Raw genomic sequence first — 17,942 nt, forward strand, 5'->3', positions numbered from 1 at the left:
CCTGTCCCGGTGCCTATCCCCGGCCGCCCGTGTGCGCCGACCTGCGCCGCTTGAGCGCCACTCCCCCGAGCACGCTGCCCAGGGCCATCGCCGACCCCGCGCCGACGAGCGCGAGGCCCGGGCGCTCCTGCTCGGGTCCCACACCGGTGTCCGCGCCGCCCTGCGGGATCACGGTGACCTGCGGGGTGGTGGGCGTCGCCCGGGTGGGCGTGACGACCGCGGTCACGGTGATGGTCGGCTTGGGGGTCGTCCCCGCCGCCGACGAGCTCGCGGAGGGCGAGGAGCTGCTCTTGTTGCTGCCGCTGGGCGAGGGGGAGCCGGACCCCGTCGGGCTCGACGTGCCGGTCGGGCTCGACGTGCCGGTCGGGCTCGACGTGCCCGTCGGGGACGCGGTGGTCGTGTTCGTCGGGGTCGCGGTGGGGGCGTCGGAGATGGTGACGTCCACCGAGACCGGCGCGCTGATCAGCACGCAGGTGGCCCGGTACTGCGGCGGCGGGCTCGGCAGCTCCTCGGTGATCACCCGGAAGGCGTCGAGCTGCGTCCACTTGTCGTCGGTGCCGTCATCGAAGATCTCGATGGTGTGCTTGCCGTAGTCGAGGCCGCGGAAGCTCCACAGCGTCTGCCCGCCCTCGGTGGAGGAGTTCGTCGGGTCGCCGTTGGGCTCCTTGGAGGCGTCGATGTAGGACGGCGTGGCCACCTGGCCGTCGATCTTGAAGAAGACCCGGCCCGCGTCCTTGTCCCGCCGGGCGACGTACTCGATCCCGGTGCCGGTGAAATCGAAGGAGGCGCTGGCCCCGGGGGTGTTCGTCCGGTGGAGGTCGTGGTGGTGGTCGTTGGCGTTCGGCGGCTGGTCGTTCAGGTCGTACCAGTTGCCGGGGAACGGGAAGTACTTCACCCGGGAGTCGTCGTCGTTGACCATGACCTCGCCCTCCGGCGGGGTGAAGTCCACGTACAGCCTCTGGGGAGTGATCTTGACCTTCGCCGCCCGGTCGGTGTGCGCGGAGTCGGAGATCGACGGAGGGAGTTCCAGTACGGTGCCCGGCTGCAGCGGCCCGGCCTGCGTGAGGCTCCCGGTCGGCTGGAGCACGCCGACCCAGCCCCCGGACAGCTGCAGGTTCCCGATGACCGAGACCTTGCCCTGGGCGGCGAAGTAGTCCGGCGAGCCGAACCGGGAGGTGCCCGGCTTGTAGCCGATCGTCCAGCCGATGCTGAGGGGCTGCCCCACCGAGAGCGTGGTGGGGATCGACACCGTGGTCCGCAGGTCCACCGAGCCGTTGCGCGCGATGCCCTCGGCACCGCTGGTGCACCGGTAGTCCACGACCAACTCGGCGTTGTTGGCGGCGGCCGTACCGGACGACAGCACGACGAACGCGCCACTCAACAGACCCAGGGTCGAAACCGCGACAGCCGCACGGAGCCCTGCTCCCAACCGCACCACTGGAAACTCCGCTCACCAGCACCGAGAGACAAAACTGGTCATTCCATCACAACCAGGTCGGATCGTAGTGGTCCTCGGTCCTGCTCCGCATGGAGACGGCGGAGCTCGCAGGGCACTGTCATGGAGTTGTGATCTCGGCACGATCCAAAGCCTCCACGGAAACCGCCGGGCGCCTGTACCTCCAGGTAACAGAATCGTATTCTGTTCGCGAGACCGAGTAGGAGGCAGTCAATGCAGCGAGACCTCTTCGACGAGGAGCACGACCTCTTCCGGGAGACCGTGCGCGAGTTCCTGGCCCGGGAGGTCGCACCCCACCACGAACAGTGGGAGAAGGACGGCATCGTCCCCCGCGAGGTGTGGAAGAAGGCCGGCGAGATCGGGATGTTCGGCTTCGGGGTGCCGGAGGAGTTCGGCGGCGCGGGGATCACCGACTTCCGCTACAACGCCGTCATCGTCGAGGAGATCATCCGGATCGGGGCGTCCGGGCTCGGCTTCTCTCTGCACAACGACGTCATGGCGCCGTACTTCGTCGACACGACGGACGACGAGCAGAAGGCCCGCTGGCTGCCCGGGTTCGCGAGCGGCGAGCTGATCACGGCGGTCGCGATGACCGAGCCGGGGGCGGGCAGCGACCTGCAGGGGGTGCGGACCACCGCCCGGCGGGAGGGCGACCACTACGTCCTCAACGGCCAGAAGACCTTCATCACCAACGGCATCAACTCCGACCTGGTCGTGGTCGTGGCCAAGACCAACCCGGAGGAGGGCGCCCGGGGCATCTCCCTGCTGGTCGTGGAGCGCGGCGCGGAGGGCTTCACCCGGGGCCGCAACCTCGAGAAGATCGGCATGAAGGCCCAGGACACCGCCGAGCTGTTCTTCGAGGACGTGCGGGTCCCGGCCGCCAACCTGCTCGGCGGGCAGGAGGGCCAGGGCTTCTTCCAGCTCATGACCAACCTGCCGCAGGAGCGCCTGTCGATCGCCGTGGCGGCCGTGGCCGCCGCCGAGACCGTCCTGGCGACGACCATCGAGTACTGCAAGAGCCGCAAGGCCTTCGGACGGAACATCGGCACCTTCCAGAACACCCGGTTCGTCCTGGCCGAGCTGGACACCGAGGTCGAGATCGCCCGGCACTATGTGGACAAGTGCATCCGCGCCCTGAACGCCGGGCAGCTCAGCGTCGTGGACGCCGCCAAGGCCAAGTGGTGGACCACCGAGCTGCAGACCAAGGTCATCGACCGCTGCCTCCAGCTCCACGGCGGCTACGGCTACATGATGGAGTACCCCGTCGCCAAGGCCTGGATCGACAGCCGGGTGCAGACCATCTACGGCGGCACCACCGAGATCATGAAGGAGATCATCGGCCGGTCCTTCGGTTTCTGAGGGGTTCGCGACGGCTCGCACGGGGTTCGCGAGGGCTCACGCGCAGGTCGGTGAGACCGGCCGGAGATTTCGGCTCATGGCGGGCCCTCGCCGCCCGATAAGACCGCCGTGAAACTCAGACGTCCGTGGGCGGCCTCTCCCCCGGCGGGGGCCGTCGCCCTCCTGGTCGCCCTGCTCGCCTTCATGGCCCTGCGCGGGGCCTCCACCGCCGCGTCCGTTCTGACCGTGGTCACGGCGGTGCTCCTGGCCGGGGCGGTGGCGGCCCTGGTCCGCCACGAGGTCCGGCGGCGGGTCGGACCGCTGCGCCGTACCGCCGAGGCCGTCGTCTCCGGTGACCGCGGCCTGCGGATCCGATCCGGCGACCGCGGCGAGATCGGCGCGCTGGGCCGGGCCTTCGACGCCGTGCTCGACATGATGGCCGAGCAGGCGGCGGAGCTGGAGCGCGCCGAGAACACGCGGGAGGAGCACCTGCGCACCGCGTACGCCGAGCGTCAGCTCAACGAGCGGCAGGCCAGGCGGCGCGCCCAGGAGATGATCGACGCCAACGTCTCGACCATCATGGACGAGCTCCGCGTGGTGACGGACAAGACCGACGAACTGCGCGGTACGGCGGGCACCATCGACGAGCGGGTCGGCGTGACCGACGTCGTCACCCAGCGCGTCGTCGACCAGGTGCGCCGGGCCAACGCCACCATCGAGCAGCTCGAAGAGAGCCTGCGCAGGGTCGAGGGGATCGCCCACATCATCTCGGGCGTGGCCACCCAGACCCACCTGCTGGCGCTCAACGCCACGATCGAGGCCGTCCGCGCGGGCGAGGCCGGCAAGGGGTTCAGCGTCGTGGCCAACGAGGTCAAGGAGCTGGCCACGGCGACGACCCACTCGACCGACGAGATCACCGCCATCATCCGGTCGCTGGAGGAGAACGCCGGCGCGATGACCGGCACGCTCACCGAGATGACCGGCGACGTCAACGACCTCGACGAGGCCGCCGCCCAGGTCGGCGTCATCACCCGGCAGCAGAACTCCAGCGTCGACCTGCTCAAGGAGTATCTCGACCGGGCGATCCACCGGATCTCCACCATGACGGACCTGACCGAGCAGCTGGAGCGGCGCGGCTCCCCGCGTGCGGCGGTCGACGGCGTCGCCCGGATCCGCTCGGCCGATCGCACCTGCACCGCCCGGCTGCTCGACCTGAGCGCGTCCGGGGCCCACTGCGCCGCCGAACGGGACGTCCCGCTCAGCGAGGGCGCCCTCGTCGAGATCGACATCCCGCTGAAGGGCGAGAGCGCGCTGACGCTGGGCGCCGAGGTCGTCCACCGCCGGGTGACCGACGGCGGCACCGAGATCGGCCTGCGCTTCACCGACGTCCCGCCCGCCGCGGTGGGCCGCATCCACCGGTACGTCATGGCGGCGCTCATCGAGGGGAACGGGCCGGACGCACCCTAGTTCCTGACGATCTCCTCGACCTGCGTGACGAGCCCGTCCTTGACGGTGACCTCGGCGTAGAGGGCGACGTCCGCCTTCAGCGCCTTCTTCAGCTGGGCGACGCTGCACTTGTGCGGGATCTCGCCCTTGTCGCAGATCCCGCCCTGCACGTCGAGGACCACCGTGAAGGGCGTCAGCTCGCCCTCGACCGCCTCGCCGTCGTCCGGCTCCACCCTGATCCGCTCCCCGCCGACGAAGGTCACCTGTCCCACCGGGTCGGCGTACAACCCCCGGCCCGCGGGAGTGCCGCTCAGGCTCGGCGACGCGGAGGCGGTGAGCGTGGGTGTGGGAGCGGGGTCAGTGCCGGCCGAGAGGGCCGGTGAGGCCGGTGCCGGCCCGGAGGCGGACGGCGCGGCCGGGGCGGCCGGGGGGTCGGCCTCCGAGCAGCCGGAGAGCACCAGGGCGAGGGCGAGGGCGGCCGCCGGCACGAGGCCGCCGGTCTTCGACGTTCCGTTCACGGGGCCCCACCCTGCCACGGATCCGCGGGACCGCGTCCCACCGCGAGTTCACGGTGCGGGCGGGAGCGGTCCCGCCCGCATCGCGGCCCGACGGCGCATACTGGTCAGCGAAGGCTCCCCCGAGGCGGTGACGATGGACAGCGGACTGATCCTGCTGGTGTTCCTGGCGTTCCTGTTCGCCTGGGGGCTGAACCGGGTGCGCCGGGCGCTGCGGTTCGGCCCGGTCGCCTACGCGGGCGTGATGATCGTGTTCATCATCGTGATGCTCGCCGTCTGGGGACAGACCATGCGCTGACCCGCCCCCGCGGCCGGGAGGCGCCTCACACCGCCGACGACTCCAGCAGCACCCTGGCGATCAGCTCCGGGTCGTCGCTCATCGGCACGTGCCCGCAGCCCTTGAGCAGCTTCACCCGCTGCCCCGACCACTTGGCGGCCCGTACGGCCTGGCGCCGCAGCAGCAGCCGGTCGTGCTCGCCCCAGGCGATCGTGATCGGCGTCTTCGGCGGGGCCGGCGGCATCAGCCAGCTGAACGACTCAAGCGTCTCGTCGAAGCCCACGGCGTTGCGCAGGGCCTCCGAGGAGGCCAGGAGCGCCTCGTCGGAGAGCCTGCTCGGGTGGGCGACCATCAGGCCCACCGACACCGCCTTGGCGACCGGGTTGCGCATCAGGTCCCCGGCCCGCTCGGGCGGGAGGTTCAGCGCCGCCATCCGGGTCATCCCGAGCACGGACTGGGCGTAGCGGAGCTCTCCCCTGGTCCAGAAGCCCGCCGGGGAGAGTGCGGTGGCCGTGCGGACCACACCCCTGGAGGCGAGCTCCAGGGCCACGTACCCGCCCAGGGAGTTCCCCGCCACGTGGGGCTCGCGGACGCCGAGCATCCCGCAGAACGACTCGATCGAGTCGGCGAGCGTCTCGGCCGTGTACGGCTGGCCGATGGCCAGCGGCGGAGAGACGCCGAACCCCGGGAAGTCCACGGCGATCACGTCGCGCTCGGCGGAGAGACGGTCGAGCACCGGCAGCCACGCCTGCCAGTGGTGCCCGATGCCGTGCAGCAAGATCAGGGGCGGTCCAGCCCCACGCCGTTCGAAGGCCAGCTCCATGTATCCACTCAAGCATCGATCGGCACCTGAGCCTAGGGGGGCTTTGCGGGTCACCCGCCGCACACGGGCGCCGTCCCGGCCCGCACACCGCACCGCCGTACCGGCGCCGTGACCGGAAAGCGGGCCCGGCGGAAGGGAGAGGGGGTCAGCGGGACTTGGTGGGGATCTCGAACCAGACGGCCTTGCCCTCGGTGGTGGGGCGGGAGCCCCAGCGGCGGGCGAGCTGGTCGACGAGGTAGAGGCCGCGGCCGCCCTCGTCGTTCTCACCCGCGCTGCGGATGCGGGGAAGGCGCAGGTCCTGGTCGAACACCTCGACCCAGACCGACTCCCCGCCCCGGCGCAGCCGGAGCGTGAACTCCTTGTCGTTGATGATGTCGTCGTCGAAGCCGGGGATGTCCCAGGAGTCCTCGAAGCCGCCCGGCAGGCCGCCGTCCATCACCAGCTCACGGCGCGGGATGCTGGCTCCGGCGGCGTGCAGCACGACGTTCGTGACCACCTCGGAGACGAGCAGGCAGGCGAGCTCGGCGCGCTCCTCGGGGACGTTCCAGCCGGCGAAGGCCTCGGCGGCCATCCGCCGCGCCTCGCCGACCATGATCGGCTGGGCGGGGAAGGTGCGTTCCTCGACGTCCAGGTCGGCGGGCGAGGACCTGACCACCAGGATGGCCATGTCGTCGTCGATCTCACCGGGCACCGCCACCGTCGCGGCGTCGGCGATGCGCTCGACCGAGTCGCGGGAGACCTTCACGAGCTTGTCGCACAGCAGCGCGAGCATCTCCTCGTCGCTGGGCGGCCGCTCGCCGGAGTCGCGCATGGGACGGCGGTCCACCAGGCCGTCGGTGTAGAGCAGGAGGGCGGCGCCGGGCGGGAGCGTCCGGGTCTCCTCCTTGTAGACCAGGTCGGCGTGGAGCCCCTTGGCGCGCACGCCCAGGGGCTGGCCGACCTCCTTGATGTCGAGCTCGACGCAGGTGCCGTCGACCAGCAGCAGCGGCGGCGCGTGCCCGGCGTTGGCGAAGGACAGCTGGCGCGACCACGCGTCGTAGACGAGGTACTGGCAGGTGACGATGGGGGGGACGCTGATGTCCTCGCCGTTGTCGTCCTGCTCGGGGGTGGCGATGATGCGGGTCCACTCGTCGAGCCGGGCGAGGATCTCCGCGGGCGGCTTGTCGTCCTGGGCGAAGGCGCGCAGCGCGGCCCGGAGCTGTCCCATGATCGCGGCGGCCTTGGCGCCCCGGCCCTCGACGTCGCCGATGACGATGCCGACCCGGCCCGCCGACAGGGGGATCACGTCGTACCAGTCGCCGCCGACCTGGGTCTGGATGCCCTGGCCGTGCGAGGCGAGCGGCGCGGCCGGGAAGTAGCGGACCGCGATCTCCAGGCCGTCGAGCTGGGGCAGCGCCCTGGGCAGCAGGTGCTTCTGGAAGGACTCGGCGGTGTGCCGCTCCTCCTCGAACAGCAGGGCGTTGTCCACCGCCAGCGCGACCCGGGTGGCGATGGCGCCGACGAAGTCGCGGTCGAAGGTGTCGTAGTGGGGGCTGCGCCGGTCGGTCAGGTTGGACAGGCCGAGGTACATCAGCCCGAGGGTCTCTCCGCGCACGCACAGCGGCGCGACGATGGCGGAGGTCATGCCGATCTCGGCGGCCAGCCGGGTGCTGCCCTCGCTGGGGCTGGGGTAGGTGGTCTGGGCGAAGTCCTCGACCAGGATCGTCTCCTGGCGGCGGAGCGCGAGCTCGGCGTAGTGCCCCACCGGATAGCGGATCTCGGCGCCGATCGGGGCCCAGGTGTCCGGCGGCGGGCTCCAGCCCTGGACGTGGGTGGAGACCCTGCGGATCAGCCGGTCGCCCTCCGCCAGCTCGATGAAGCAGTGGTCGGCGAACTGCGGGACGAGCATCTCCGCGACGCGTTTGAGCGTCTCCTCGACGTAGAGCGAGCCGGCCAGGCGCTCGCCGATGCGCTCCAGCAGGCCGAAGCGGTCCTTCTCCCGCTCGTTGCTGCGCATGGCCTCGCGGGCGGTGATGACGATGCCCGTCACCGACCCCGAGGGGTGCCGCATCGGCACCGCCTGCGCGCGGACGTAGATGATCGTCCCGTCGGCGCGTTTGACGTCGAAGGTGCCCTCCCAGACACCTCCCTTGAGGACGTGCTTGGCGAGCTCGACGGCCAGCGGGTTGTCCTTCTCCATGATCCCCAGGGAGAAGTCGGACCCGTCACCGGAATCCGGCCCCCCTCCCCGGCCGAACAGTCTCTCGGCGAACGGGTTCCAGTAGAGGAGGTTGCTGAACCGATCGGTGACGACCACGGCCATCTCGGCCTGGTCCAGGACGGCACCGGCCGAGAGATGGTCGGCGGCGTCCTGGGAAAGATCCCCCCACCGCTTCATCCGGCGACCACCCCTCGGGGACGGCTGTGCGCAAAGCGAACCACGGTTGCTCCTGCTGCAGTCTCGGCGTGGGAGTGGAGGGCCTCCCGTGTGGGATCCAACCAAGCAGAAGCGCTTCGGTCAGCGCACGGAGACGAAGACATGGGCAGCGATGTCTCGCGGGAGGTCCGCAAGAGAGTTGCCCGTCTCATCGTCACCAATCACCCGCACACCATCGTCGCTCGCCGCGAGCGTTACCTCGCGTCCGGGTTGTATCCCAACTTGCTTGAGTTTAAGCATCACAGCGGGATCGCTTTGCACTTGTTCGCTAATTCGCCGCACGACAACGGGCAGATCACGCGGTCCCGCCACGCTGGCCATGGACGGGAGCTGCTGCCCCTCGGCCGTGGAGGCGCCCTCGACGCCGAGTTCCTCGAGGCCGGGGATGGGATTGCCGTGCGGGTCGCGGGTCGGGTTGTTCAGCAGACTGACCAGGCGCGCCTCGACGGACTCGGACATCACGTGCTCCCAGCGGCACGCCTCGATGTGCACCTCCTCCCAGGGGAGACCGATCACCTGGGTCAGCAGGCATTCGGCGAGGCGGTGCTTGCGCATGACGCGGGTCGCGAGGGTACGGCCCAGGTCGGTCATGGTCAGGTGCCGGTCGCCCTCCACCTTGACCAGGCCGTCACGCTCCATCCGCGCGACCGTCTGACTGACGGTCGGACCACTCTGCTGAAGCCGCTCGGCGATGCGCGCACGCAGGGGGACGATTCCCTCTTCTTCCAACTCGAAGATCGTCCGGAGGTACATCTCCGTGGTATCGATCAGGCCGTGTGCGGTCAAGGCTCCTCCCGTCCTATCTCGATGCTATGTCCGCCACGGGCCGTCTCCACATGGCTGCGCCGGACAGAAAAGTCTTCGGACTCCGACCCTATTGGGAGAACTCCCCTGGGCGGCCCATGACTGCAAAGGACGGCAACACCAACACGCCCCGAATCCTTCCAAGACGTGTTAAACCTCACGTATCGCCGACCTCATATATCGCCGACCTCTACTTGTCGCCGGTCTCGCGCGTCGTCGGCCGGTACCTCCAGAACGCCGGCACCGCGGCCCCGGCGACGAGCACCGCCACCGCGCACGCCAGCCCGCCGCCGACCCAGGCCGCGGTGGCGCCGAACCAGGCCGCCGTGATCCCGGCCCGCAGATCGCCCAGCCGGGGGCCGCCGGCCACCACCACCGTGAACACCCCCTGCATCCGGCCGCGCATCTCGTCGGGGGCGTGGGTCTGCAGGATCGTCTGCCGCCACACCGCCGAGACCAGGTCGGCGGCGCCGCCGACCGCGAGCAGGGCGACCATCAGCCACAGCTCGCGGGCGAGCCCGGCCGCGGCGACGCTGAGCCCCCACACGGCGATGGTGAACGTCAGCGCCATCCCCTGGCGCCGCACCCGGCCCACCCAGCCCGACAGCAGGCCGCCCAGCACCGAGCCGATGGCGATGCTCGCCGTCAGCCAGCCGAACGCGATGGACGAGCCGCCGAACCTCTCGGCCGCGGTCTCCGGGAACAGCGCCCTGGGCAGCGCGAAGGCCATGGCGATGATGTCCACGACGAAGGACATCATCACCACCCGGTTCCCGGAGATGTAGCGCAGCCCGTCGACGACCGACCGCAGGCCGGGCCTGACCACGTCCCCGACGGGCTCCAGCCGCGGCAGCCGTACCGCGGCGTAGAAGCCCGCGCCGAACAGCAGCGCGTCGGCGAGGTAGGCGGTGCCGTACCCGCCCCGGGCGAGCACGACCCCGGCCAGCAGCGGGCCGATCACCGAGCCCAGGCTGGCGACCAGGAAGTTGAGGGTGTTGGCCGCGGGGACCAGCTCGACCGGCAGGAGCCTGGGGATGATCGCGCCCCGGGTCGGGCCCGTGATGGCGAACCCGGTGGCGTGCACGGCCACCGTCACCAGCAGCAGGACGACGCTCCGGGAGCCGAGGGCCGTCTGGATCAGCAGGACGAGCGTCGCCGTCCAGGCGATCAGCGCGCCGACGATCAGCAGCCTGCGCCGGTCGACGGCGTCGGCGATCGCGCCGCCCCAGAGCCCGAAGACGACCAGCGGGATGAGGTTGGCCGGACCCAGCATGCCCACCCAGAAGGACGAGCCGGTGATGTCGTAGATCTGCTTGCTGACCGCCGTGGAGGTGAGCTGGAAGCCGATGAACGACACGCCCTGGCCCATCCAGAGCCGCCGGTAGTCCGCAGAGGAGAGGGGCCGGGTGTCCACCATGTGCCTGCGCACAAAATCCGACATCCCCACAGCGAGCCCCCTTGCCCGGACATATCCGGCTATGCCGATGCTCCAGGATCTCAGGGAGCGAGACGCTCGATCACCCAGGCTCCCCCCGAGCGGCGGTAACGCAGGCGGTCGTGCATGCGGTCGAGCCTGCCCTGCCAGAACTCCACCTCCGCGGGCACGACCCGGAGGCCGCCCCAGAAGTCCGGCACCGGCGGGTCCTGCGGCCAGCGCGCCGCCAGCCTGTCGTAGCGCTCGTCCAGCTCGTCCCTGGAGCCCACGACCGCGGACTGGCGCGAGGCCCAGGCCCCGATCTGCGAGCCGTACGGCCGCGACCTGAAGTAGTCGGCGGACTCCTCCCGCGGGATCCGCACGACGGGACCCTCCACCCGCACCTGCCGCCGGATGGAGTGCCAGGGGAACAGCAGGCAGGCCCGCGGGTTCTCGGCCAGGTCGCGGCCCTTGCGCGACTCGTAGTTGGTGTAGAAGACGAACCCGTTCTCGTCGTAGCCCTTGAGCAGCACGGTTCTGGCCGTGGGCCGGCCGCCGGCGGAGGCGGTCGCGACGATCATCGCGTTCGGCTCGGGAAGCCCGGCGTCCACGGCGTCGCCGAACCAGGCGGCGAACTGGGACACGGGATCGGATGCGAGATGGGCCTCCAGCAGCGGCTGCCCCTCGTAGGTACGGCGGAGCCCAGCCAGCGAGGGCGGGCGCGAGGTGTCCTCCACGAAACGGTATTGTCGCGTGTTTGACAGAGAGCCCGTGCACCGCCCCTCACCAGGGGGGATCGCGTTGTGGTGGGTCCGGTGACACAGCGCCGCAACCCAGCGGGTTGAATATGACTCGCCGGTATCTCGACATCAAGGCTTTGACTTCAAGAAAGGGAGGCGGCCGAGAATGTCCGACTTCAAACCCGGGCTCGAAGGCGTCGTAGCTTTCGAGACGGAGATCGCGGAACCGGACAAAGAAGGGGGCGCCCTCCGCTATCGGGGCGTCGACATCGAAGAGCTGGTCGGCCGTGTCTCGTTCGGCAACGTGTGGGGCCTGCTCGTCGACAACAAGTTCCAGCCGGGCCTTCCCCCGGCCGAGCCGTACCCCATTCCTGTCCATTCCGGTGACATCCGCGTCGACGTGCAGAGCGCGCTGGCCATGCTGGCTCCCGCCTACGGCTTCAAGCCGCTGCTGGACATCGACGAGGACCAGGCGCGCGAGAACCTCGCGCGCGCCAGTGTGACCGCCCTGAGCTTCGTCGCCCAGTCGGCGCGCGGCCTCGGCCTGCCGATGGTCCCGCAGAGCCGGGTCGACGAGGCCGAGAGCATCGTCGAGCGGTTCATGATCCGCTGGCGGGGCGAGCCCGACCCCAAGCACGTCAAGGCCATCGACGCCTACTGGGTCTCCGCGGCCGAGCACGGCATGAACGCCTCCACCTTCACCGCCCGCGTCATCGCCTCCACCGGCGCCGACGTCTCCGCGGCGCTGAGCGGCGCGGTCGGCGCCATGTCGGGCCCGCTGCACGGCGGCGCCCCGGCCCGCGTGCTGCACATGATCGAGGGTGTCGAGCAGGTCGGCGACGCCAAGAAGTACGTCCAGAGCGAGCTCGACCGGGGCCAGCGCCTGATGGGCTTCGGCCACCGCGTCTACCGCGCGGAGGACCCGCGCGCCCGCGTGCTGCGCCGTACCGCCAAGGAGCTCGGCGCGCCGCGCTACGAGGTCGCCGCCGCCCTGGAGCAGGCCGCCCTGGAGGAGCTGCACGCCCGCAAGCCCGACCGGGTGCTCGCCACCAACGTCGAGTACTGGGCCGCGGTCATCCTGGACTTCGCCCAGGTGCCCTCGCACATGTTCACCTCGATGTTCACCTGCGCCCGCACCGCGGGCTGGGCCGCCCACATCCTGGAGCAGAAGCGCACGGGCAGGCTGGTCCGCCCCAGCGCCAACTACGTCGGCCCGCCGCAGCGCTCGGTCAACGACGTCCCCGGCGCCGCCGAGATCCTCGGCAACGCCTGATCAGCACTCCGTACGGCCGTCGCCCGGGATCGCCCGCGCGGCGGCCGTCCCATATTTCCATGGGATTCATCTCATAATCCGGACCCCGGTCTAGTCCAATCGGCGGGGTCAGTAGGCTGGTCAGGTGGCTGACATCGTGATTCCCTCTGACCTCAAGCCCGCCGACGGCCGTTTCGGCTGCGGGCCCTCGAAGGTGCGCCCCGAGCAGCTCTCCGCGCTCGCCGCCTCCGGCACCTCCGTGGTGGGCACCTCCCACCGCCAGAAGCCGGTGAAGTCGCTCGTCGGGCGGGTGCGCGCGGGCCTGTCGGAGCTGTTCTCCCTGCCCGAGGGGTACGAGGTCGTCCTCGGCAACGGCGGCACCACCGCGTTCTGGGACATCGCCGCCTTCGGGCTCGTCCGCGAGAAGTCGCAGCACCTGCACTTCGGCGAGTTCTCCTCGAAGTTCGCCTCCGTCGTGTCCAAGGCCCCGTGGCTGGGCGACCCGACCGTCATCAAGTCCGAGGTCGGCAGCCACCCCGAGGCCGTCACCGAGTCCGGCGTGGACGTCTACGCGCTCACCCACAACGAGACCTCGACCGGCGTCGCGATGCCGATCAGGCGGGTCGGCGAGGAGGGCTCGCTCGTCCTCGTGGACGCCACCTCCGGAGCCGGCGGCCTGCCCGTCGACATCAGCGAGACCGACGTCTACTACTTCGCCCCGCAGAAGAGCTTCGCCTCCGACGGCGGCCTGTGGATCGCCCTGATGTCCCCGGCCGCGCTGGCCAGGGTCGAGGAGATCGCCGGCAGCGGGCGCTACATCCCCGAGTTCTTCAGCCTGCCGATCGCGATCGACAACTCCTCCAAGGACCAGACCTACAACACCCCGGCGGTCACCACCCTGTTCCTGCTCGCCGAGCAGATCGAGTGGATGAACGGCAACGGCGGCCTGGCCTGGACCACCGCCCGCACCGCCGACTCGGCCGGCCGGCTCTACACGTGGGCGGAGAAGACCTCCTACACCACGCCGTTCGCCGGTCCCGAGTTCCGCTCCAACGTGGTCGGCACCATCGACTTCTCCGACGAGGTGGACGCCTCCGCGGTCGCCAAGGTCCTGCGCGCCAACGGCATCGTGGACACCGAGCCCTACCGCAAGCTCGGCCGCAACCAGCTGCGCATCGCCATGTTCCCGGCCGTCGACCCCGACGACGTCGAGGCCCTGACCCGCTGCATCGACTACGTGGTCGAGCGCCTCTGACGCTTCCCGCGAAGGCCCCGGGGGACGGATCCCCGGGGCTTTTCCTTTTTCAGCGCTCCCGGCGCGCGGTGTGCCGGCCGTGCAGCACCAGCGCCCGGACCAGGCAGGCCAGCGCCACGGTCGAGGCGACCGTGCGCGTGGTGTTCCAGGCCGTCCAGACGCCTTCATAGGCGGCGCGCACCGCTCCCGGGTCCGCCATCGCCGCCGGGTCCCCGGCCGCGGCGAGCTGATCGTTGAGCGGCACGTTGACACCCATGGTGACGGCGAAGGCGGCGCCGTACAGCACGAGCGCCGCGAGGACCCACGGCAGCACCGGCCTGCCCGCCCGGCCCAGGTGCAGCACGGCGGCGACGGCGGTCGCCACCAGCGCGCCGAAGAAACCGGGGGCGAACCAGACGTTGCGCACGGTCGCGTTGATCCACTGCATGGAGTCGACGAAGACGCGGTCGCCGACCCGCGCCAGCCCGATCATGACGGAGCAGGCATAGGCGTAGAAGAACCCCGCGATCAGCCCCATGAGCGTCGTCGCGGAGGCCAGCGCCCAGCCGCGTGCGCGTTCGGCGGCCCGGCTGGCGGGGGTGGGGGTCTCGGGGGTTCCAGAGGTCTCGGAGGGAGGCGGGGAGAGCAGCATGGAGGGCTCCGGCTAAAATCGAACCATCGGGTACGTATTTAACCGTACTCCATGGTTCGAATAATGGCGAGCAGGAAGCAGGAGAGATCGTGACCGGACAGAGCCGCCGTGGCCGCCCCCGCTCGGGTGAACAGGCCACCCGGCGCCGGGCGGCGCTCGACGCCGCACTCGCCGAGCTCGTCGAGCACGGCGTGGAGGGCATGACGATGCAGGCGGTGGCGGCCCGCGCCGGGTCGTCGAAGGAGAGCCTCTACAGCTGGTTCGGCAACCGTCAGGGGCTGCTGGCGGCGCTGATCGAACGGCAGTCGGAGCAAGTCAACGCCGCGGTGACGGCAGCTCTCGAACGCCCGGCCGAACCGCGCGCCATGCTGGCCGCCATCGCGGAGAACCTGCTCGGCCTGCTCGTCGGCGAGGCCTCGGTGGCGCTGAACCGGGCGGCCATGGCGTCGGCGGAGTTGTCGGAGCTGCTGCTGCGGCACGGCCGGCACGCCACCGGCCCGCTGGTCGAGGCCTATCTCGGCCGGCTGGCCGCCGACGGGGCACTGCGGATCGACGACCCGGCGGAGGCGTTCGGGCTTCTGTACGGCCTGGCCGTACGCGATCTGCAGATCCGGGTGCTGCTGGGTGAGCGGACCCCCTCGGCCGACGAGATCCGCACCGGCGCCCGCCTCGCGGCCGACCGCTTCCTGGCCCTGACAGGCGTGGGTCAGTAAGGGGCGATCTCGGAGCGCTTGCGGCGCAGGACCCAGGCGGCCAGGATGCCGCCGACCAGGCCGAACAGGTGGCCCTGCCAGGAGACGCCGGCCTCGGTCGGCAGGACGCCCCAGATGATCGAGTAGTAGGCGATGGCGACGCCGATGCCGATCACGATGTCGAGCAGGCGGCGGTCGAACAGGCCCCGGGCCACGACCAGGCCGAAGTAGCCGAAGACCAGGCCGCTGGCGCCGACCGTGACGTATCTGGGGTCGCTGGTGAGCCAGACGCCCACGCCGCTGACCAGGATGATGATCAGGCTGGCGGCCAGGAAGCGGCCCACCCCGCGCAGTGCCGCGAGGAAGCCGAGGACCAGCAGGGGCAGCGAGTTGGCCATCAGATGGCCGAAGTCCGCGTGCAGGAACGGCGCGAAGACGATGCCCGGGAGCCCGTCGGGGTTCCAGGCCCTGATGCCGTTGTCGTCGAAGCTGCCGGGGAGCACGTAGTCGGCGATCTCGATCGCCCACATGCTCCCGACCAGGAGGATGACCAGGAGCGCCGCGCCCAGGGCACCGGCCACCAGGCTGCTCGCGCCGCGCCGCAGGCGCTCACGGGAAGGGCGGCCGGAAGGAGTGATCCCGGTCGGATAGTCGCTCATGCGGTCTCCTGGCTTCGTGGAGCCTTCAGGTGAAGGTCACGTGCCCCTGCCGCACGCGCCCACACCTTCACCGTACGCACTTCCGGACAAGAACGCGCCGGGTGCGATCACGCGGATCGCACCCGGCGCGCCCGGAGGAAGTCCGAAGAGGGGAGCCTACTCGCCCTTCCACTGCGGAGCGCGCTTCTCGGCGAAAGCGGCCGCGCCTTCCATGGCGTCCTTGGAGCCGAACACCGGGTTGATGATCTCGCCCTGCTTCTTGAACATCTCGTCGAGGCTCCAGTCGGCGGACTCGACGATCACCCGCTTGGTCGCCGCCAGCGCCAGGGGGGCGTTCGCGGCGATCCTCTTGGCGAGTTCGAGGGCCTTGGCCAGCGCCTCGCCCGCGGGCGTGACGTGGTTGACCAGGCCGGCCTCGTAGAGCCGGGAGGCCGGGAAGTGGTCGCCGGTCAGGGCGATCTCCATGGCGAGGTGGTACGGGATCCGCCGCGGCAGCCGCATCACGCCGCCCGCCCCGGCGACCAGGCCGCGCTTGGGCTCGGGGAGGCCGAACTTGGCCTCCTCGGAGGCGACGATGATGTCGCAGGCCAGAGCCAGCTCGAAGCCGCCCGCCAGGGCGTAGCCCTCGACGGCGGCGACGATGGGCTTGGCCGGCGGCGCCTCGGCGATGCCGCCGAAGCCCCGGCCCTCGACGACCGGGAAGTCCCCGCTCAGGAAGCCCTTCAGGTCCATGCCCGCGCAGAACGTGCCGCCCGCGCCGGTCAGGACGTAGGCGGAGACGTCCTTGCGCTCCTCCAGCTCGTCCAGCGCCGCCGCGATGCCCCGGGCCACGACGCCGTTGACGGCGTTCTTGGCCCTGGGACGGTTGATCGTGATGACGGCCACGCCGTCCTCGACCTCGACCAGGACTTCGTCACCGGTTCCGGAAGTCGGCTCAGACAAGGTGACTCCTACTTGGGCTGGAAGCGGATGCCGCCGTCGAAGCGGATGGTCTCGGCGTTCATGTAGTCGTTCTCGATCAGCGCGCGGACCAGGTGGGCGAACTCCGAGGCCTGTCCCATGCGCTTGGGGAAGACCACCGGCGCGACCAGCTTGGCCTTGAACTCGTCGGAGTTGGGCGAGAAGCCGTAGATCGGGGTGTCGATGATGCCCGGGCAGATCGTGTTGACGCGGACGCCGACGGCGGCCAGGTCACGGGCCGCCGGGACCGTCATGCCGACGATGCCGCCCTTGGAGGCCGAGTACGCCACCTGGCCGGTCTGGCCCTCCAGCGCCGCCACGGAGGCGGTGTTGATGACCACGCCGCGCTGGCCGTCCTCGTCGACCGGCTCGGTCTTGGCGATGGCGGCGGCGCCGATGCGCATCAGGTTGAAGGTGCCGATCAGGTTGACGTCGATGACCTTGCGGTAGGAGGCCAGGTCGTGCGGCGAGCCGTCACGGTTCACGGTCCGGGTGGCCCAGCCGATGCCCGCGCTGTTCACCACGACGCGCAGGGGCTTGCCGGTGGCCACCGCGGCGTCCACGGCCGCCTGCACCTGGGCCTCGTCGGACACGTCGGTCTTGACGAAGACACCGCCGAGCTCGTCGGCGAGCGCCTTGCCGCGCTCCTCGTTCAGGTCGGCGATGACCACGGTGGCACCGTGCGCGGCGAGGTCGCGGGCCGTGGCCTCACCGAGTCCGCTGGCACCGCCCGAGATGATTGCTGCTGCTCCGTTCAGGTCCATGAGCGGACTTTAACGCGGCTACCGAATGAAGTTCTACTGGGGGTGGGCTAAATCTCCGTCACACCCTCCCCGTCCGACGTCTAGATCGTCCCGACGGCGCTGTCGACGTCGGGGTGGACCTTGATGCGGCGGTCGAGGCCGGTCGTGCGCAGGATCCGCGCCACCGGCGCCTGGGGAGCGGCCAGGCAGACCCCTCCGCCCCCGCTCGTCGCCAGCCGCCAGGCCTCGATCAGCACCGACAGGCCGCTGGAGTCCATGAACGACAGCTCCGTCAGATCGAGGACCAGCCGCGAGCCGTCGAGCTCGATGGCCTCACGCACCTCGTCACGCAGGAAGGGCGCGGTGAACAGGTCGAGCTCACCCTCGACGGCCACCACCACGGCGTCGCCGACGATGCGACGAGCCAGCCGTAGCTTCATCGGCACTCCTCACGGCCATGAGAGGCAAGTCTCTTTACTTTTGCACAACCGTATGCGAGGTCGTCCGGCTCCGCGATCGAT

General features: G+C 70.6%; 18 protein-coding genes. 6 read left to right on the forward strand and 12 right to left on the reverse strand.

Translation table 11 applies throughout. The annotated features are described in order from the left end of the window. Positions 1-13 precede the first annotated feature (13 nt). Complete coding sequence (locus Pta02_RS33325) at positions 14-1,381, reverse strand: hypothetical protein (RefSeq protein ID WP_203878979.1); 1,368 nt, start codon at positions 1,379-1,381, stop codon at positions 14-16. Between the two features lie 288 nt (positions 1,382-1,669). On the opposite strand from Pta02_RS33325, the gene Pta02_RS33330 reads away from it, so the two are divergent. Continuing rightward, entirely contained in the window at positions 1,670-2,815 is a 1,146-nt protein-coding gene (locus tag Pta02_RS33330) for an acyl-CoA dehydrogenase family protein (protein ID WP_203878980.1), read from the forward strand. A 108-nt stretch (positions 2,816-2,923) separates the two neighbouring features. Next, on the forward strand, positions 2,924-4,261 hold the full coding sequence (locus tag Pta02_RS33335) for a methyl-accepting chemotaxis protein (protein ID WP_203878981.1): 1,338 nt from the start codon (positions 2,924-2,926) through the stop codon (positions 4,259-4,261). On the opposite strand, the gene Pta02_RS33340 is transcribed toward Pta02_RS33335, so the two are convergent. Beyond that, positions 4,258-4,758 carry a hypothetical protein gene (locus Pta02_RS33340; protein WP_203878982.1) on the reverse strand — a complete coding sequence of 167 codons (501 nt, stop codon included), beginning with the start codon at positions 4,756-4,758 and terminating at the stop codon, positions 4,258-4,260. The two genes, Pta02_RS33335 and Pta02_RS33340, sit on opposite strands and share 4 nt — an antisense overlap. A 133-nt stretch (positions 4,759-4,891) precedes the next feature. Between Pta02_RS33340 and Pta02_RS33345 the strand changes: the two genes are divergently transcribed. Further along, the gene (locus tag Pta02_RS33345; RefSeq protein WP_176728366.1) at positions 4,892-5,053 is read left to right on the forward strand and encodes a hypothetical protein; all 162 of its coding nucleotides are present in this window, start codon (positions 4,892-4,894) and stop codon (positions 5,051-5,053) included. A gap of 25 nt (positions 5,054-5,078) precedes the next feature. Here Pta02_RS33345 and Pta02_RS33350 read toward each other — a convergent pair whose 3' ends face one another. The 5 genes from Pta02_RS33350 to pdxH all read right to left on the reverse strand — a co-directional run bounded on the left by Pta02_RS33350 (position 5,079) and on the right by pdxH (position 11,226). Continuing rightward, a complete protein-coding gene (locus tag Pta02_RS33350; RefSeq protein ID WP_239131427.1) occupies positions 5,079-5,867 on the reverse strand; it encodes an alpha/beta fold hydrolase in 789 nt (262 codons plus the stop codon). 133 nt (positions 5,868-6,000) lie between these two features. Then, the gene (locus Pta02_RS33355; RefSeq protein ID WP_203878983.1) at positions 6,001-8,232 is read right to left on the reverse strand and encodes an ATP-binding SpoIIE family protein phosphatase; all 2,232 of its coding nucleotides are present in this window, start codon (positions 8,230-8,232) and stop codon (positions 6,001-6,003) included. Between the two features lie 120 nt (positions 8,233-8,352). Further along, positions 8,353-9,057, reverse strand: a complete 705-nt coding sequence (locus Pta02_RS33360; protein WP_203878984.1) for an iron-dependent transcriptional repressor DtxR — start codon at positions 9,055-9,057, stop codon at positions 8,353-8,355. Positions 9,058-9,265: 208 nt separating this feature from the next. Then, on the reverse strand, positions 9,266-10,516 hold the full coding sequence (locus tag Pta02_RS33365; protein WP_203878985.1) for an MFS transporter: 1,251 nt from the start codon (positions 10,514-10,516) through the stop codon (positions 9,266-9,268). Between the two features lie 56 nt (positions 10,517-10,572). Next, entirely contained in the window at positions 10,573-11,226 is a 654-nt protein-coding gene (gene pdxH, locus Pta02_RS33370) for a pyridoxamine 5'-phosphate oxidase (RefSeq protein ID WP_203878986.1), read from the reverse strand. 169 nt (positions 11,227-11,395) lie between these two features. Here pdxH and Pta02_RS33375 point away from each other — a divergent pair, with 169 nt between their 5' ends. Together Pta02_RS33375 and serC are read left to right on the forward strand one after the other, a co-directional pair. Next, positions 11,396-12,502 carry a citrate synthase 2 gene (locus Pta02_RS33375; protein ID WP_203878987.1) on the forward strand — a complete coding sequence of 369 codons (1,107 nt, stop codon included), beginning with the start codon at positions 11,396-11,398 and terminating at the stop codon, positions 12,500-12,502. A gap of 124 nt (positions 12,503-12,626) precedes the next feature. Next, positions 12,627-13,736, forward strand: a complete 1,110-nt coding sequence (serC, locus tag Pta02_RS33380; protein ID WP_203878988.1) for a phosphoserine transaminase — start codon at positions 12,627-12,629, stop codon at positions 13,734-13,736. 49 nt (positions 13,737-13,785) lie between these two features. Here the strand turns inward: serC and Pta02_RS33385 are convergent, their stop codons facing one another. Continuing rightward, positions 13,786-14,367, reverse strand: a complete 582-nt coding sequence (locus tag Pta02_RS33385) for an anthrone oxygenase family protein (protein ID WP_239131428.1) — start codon at positions 14,365-14,367, stop codon at positions 13,786-13,788. A gap of 89 nt (positions 14,368-14,456) precedes the next feature. Here Pta02_RS33385 and Pta02_RS33390 point away from each other — a divergent pair, with 89 nt between their 5' ends. Continuing rightward, the gene (locus Pta02_RS33390; protein ID WP_239131429.1) at positions 14,457-15,080 is read left to right on the forward strand and encodes a TetR/AcrR family transcriptional regulator; all 624 of its coding nucleotides are present in this window, start codon (positions 14,457-14,459) and stop codon (positions 15,078-15,080) included. Here the strand turns inward: Pta02_RS33390 and Pta02_RS33395 are convergent. From Pta02_RS33395 to Pta02_RS33410, 4 genes are all read right to left on the reverse strand, one after another. After that, positions 15,074-15,718, reverse strand: a complete 645-nt coding sequence (locus tag Pta02_RS33395) for a rhomboid family intramembrane serine protease (protein ID WP_203878989.1) — start codon at positions 15,716-15,718, stop codon at positions 15,074-15,076. The two genes, Pta02_RS33390 and Pta02_RS33395, sit on opposite strands and share 7 nt — an antisense overlap. Before the next feature lie 156 nt (positions 15,719-15,874). Continuing rightward, the gene (locus tag Pta02_RS33400; protein WP_239131430.1) at positions 15,875-16,660 is read right to left on the reverse strand and encodes a crotonase/enoyl-CoA hydratase family protein; all 786 of its coding nucleotides are present in this window, start codon (positions 16,658-16,660) and stop codon (positions 15,875-15,877) included. Positions 16,661-16,668: 8 nt separating this feature from the next. Beyond that, positions 16,669-17,442 (reverse strand): SDR family oxidoreductase, encoded by a 774-nt coding sequence (locus Pta02_RS33405; RefSeq protein WP_203878990.1) that lies wholly within the window; start codon positions 17,440-17,442, stop codon positions 16,669-16,671. An 80-nt stretch (positions 17,443-17,522) separates the two neighbouring features. Beyond that, a complete protein-coding gene (locus Pta02_RS33410) occupies positions 17,523-17,861 on the reverse strand; it encodes an STAS domain-containing protein (protein WP_203878991.1) in 339 nt (112 codons plus the stop codon). Positions 17,862-17,942: the final 81 nt, after the last annotated feature.

Origin of the sequence: Paraplanobispora takensis, from assembly GCF_016863195.1 — a bacterium.
Lineage (GTDB): Bacteria > Actinomycetota > Actinomycetes > Streptosporangiales > Streptosporangiaceae > Planobispora > Planobispora takensis.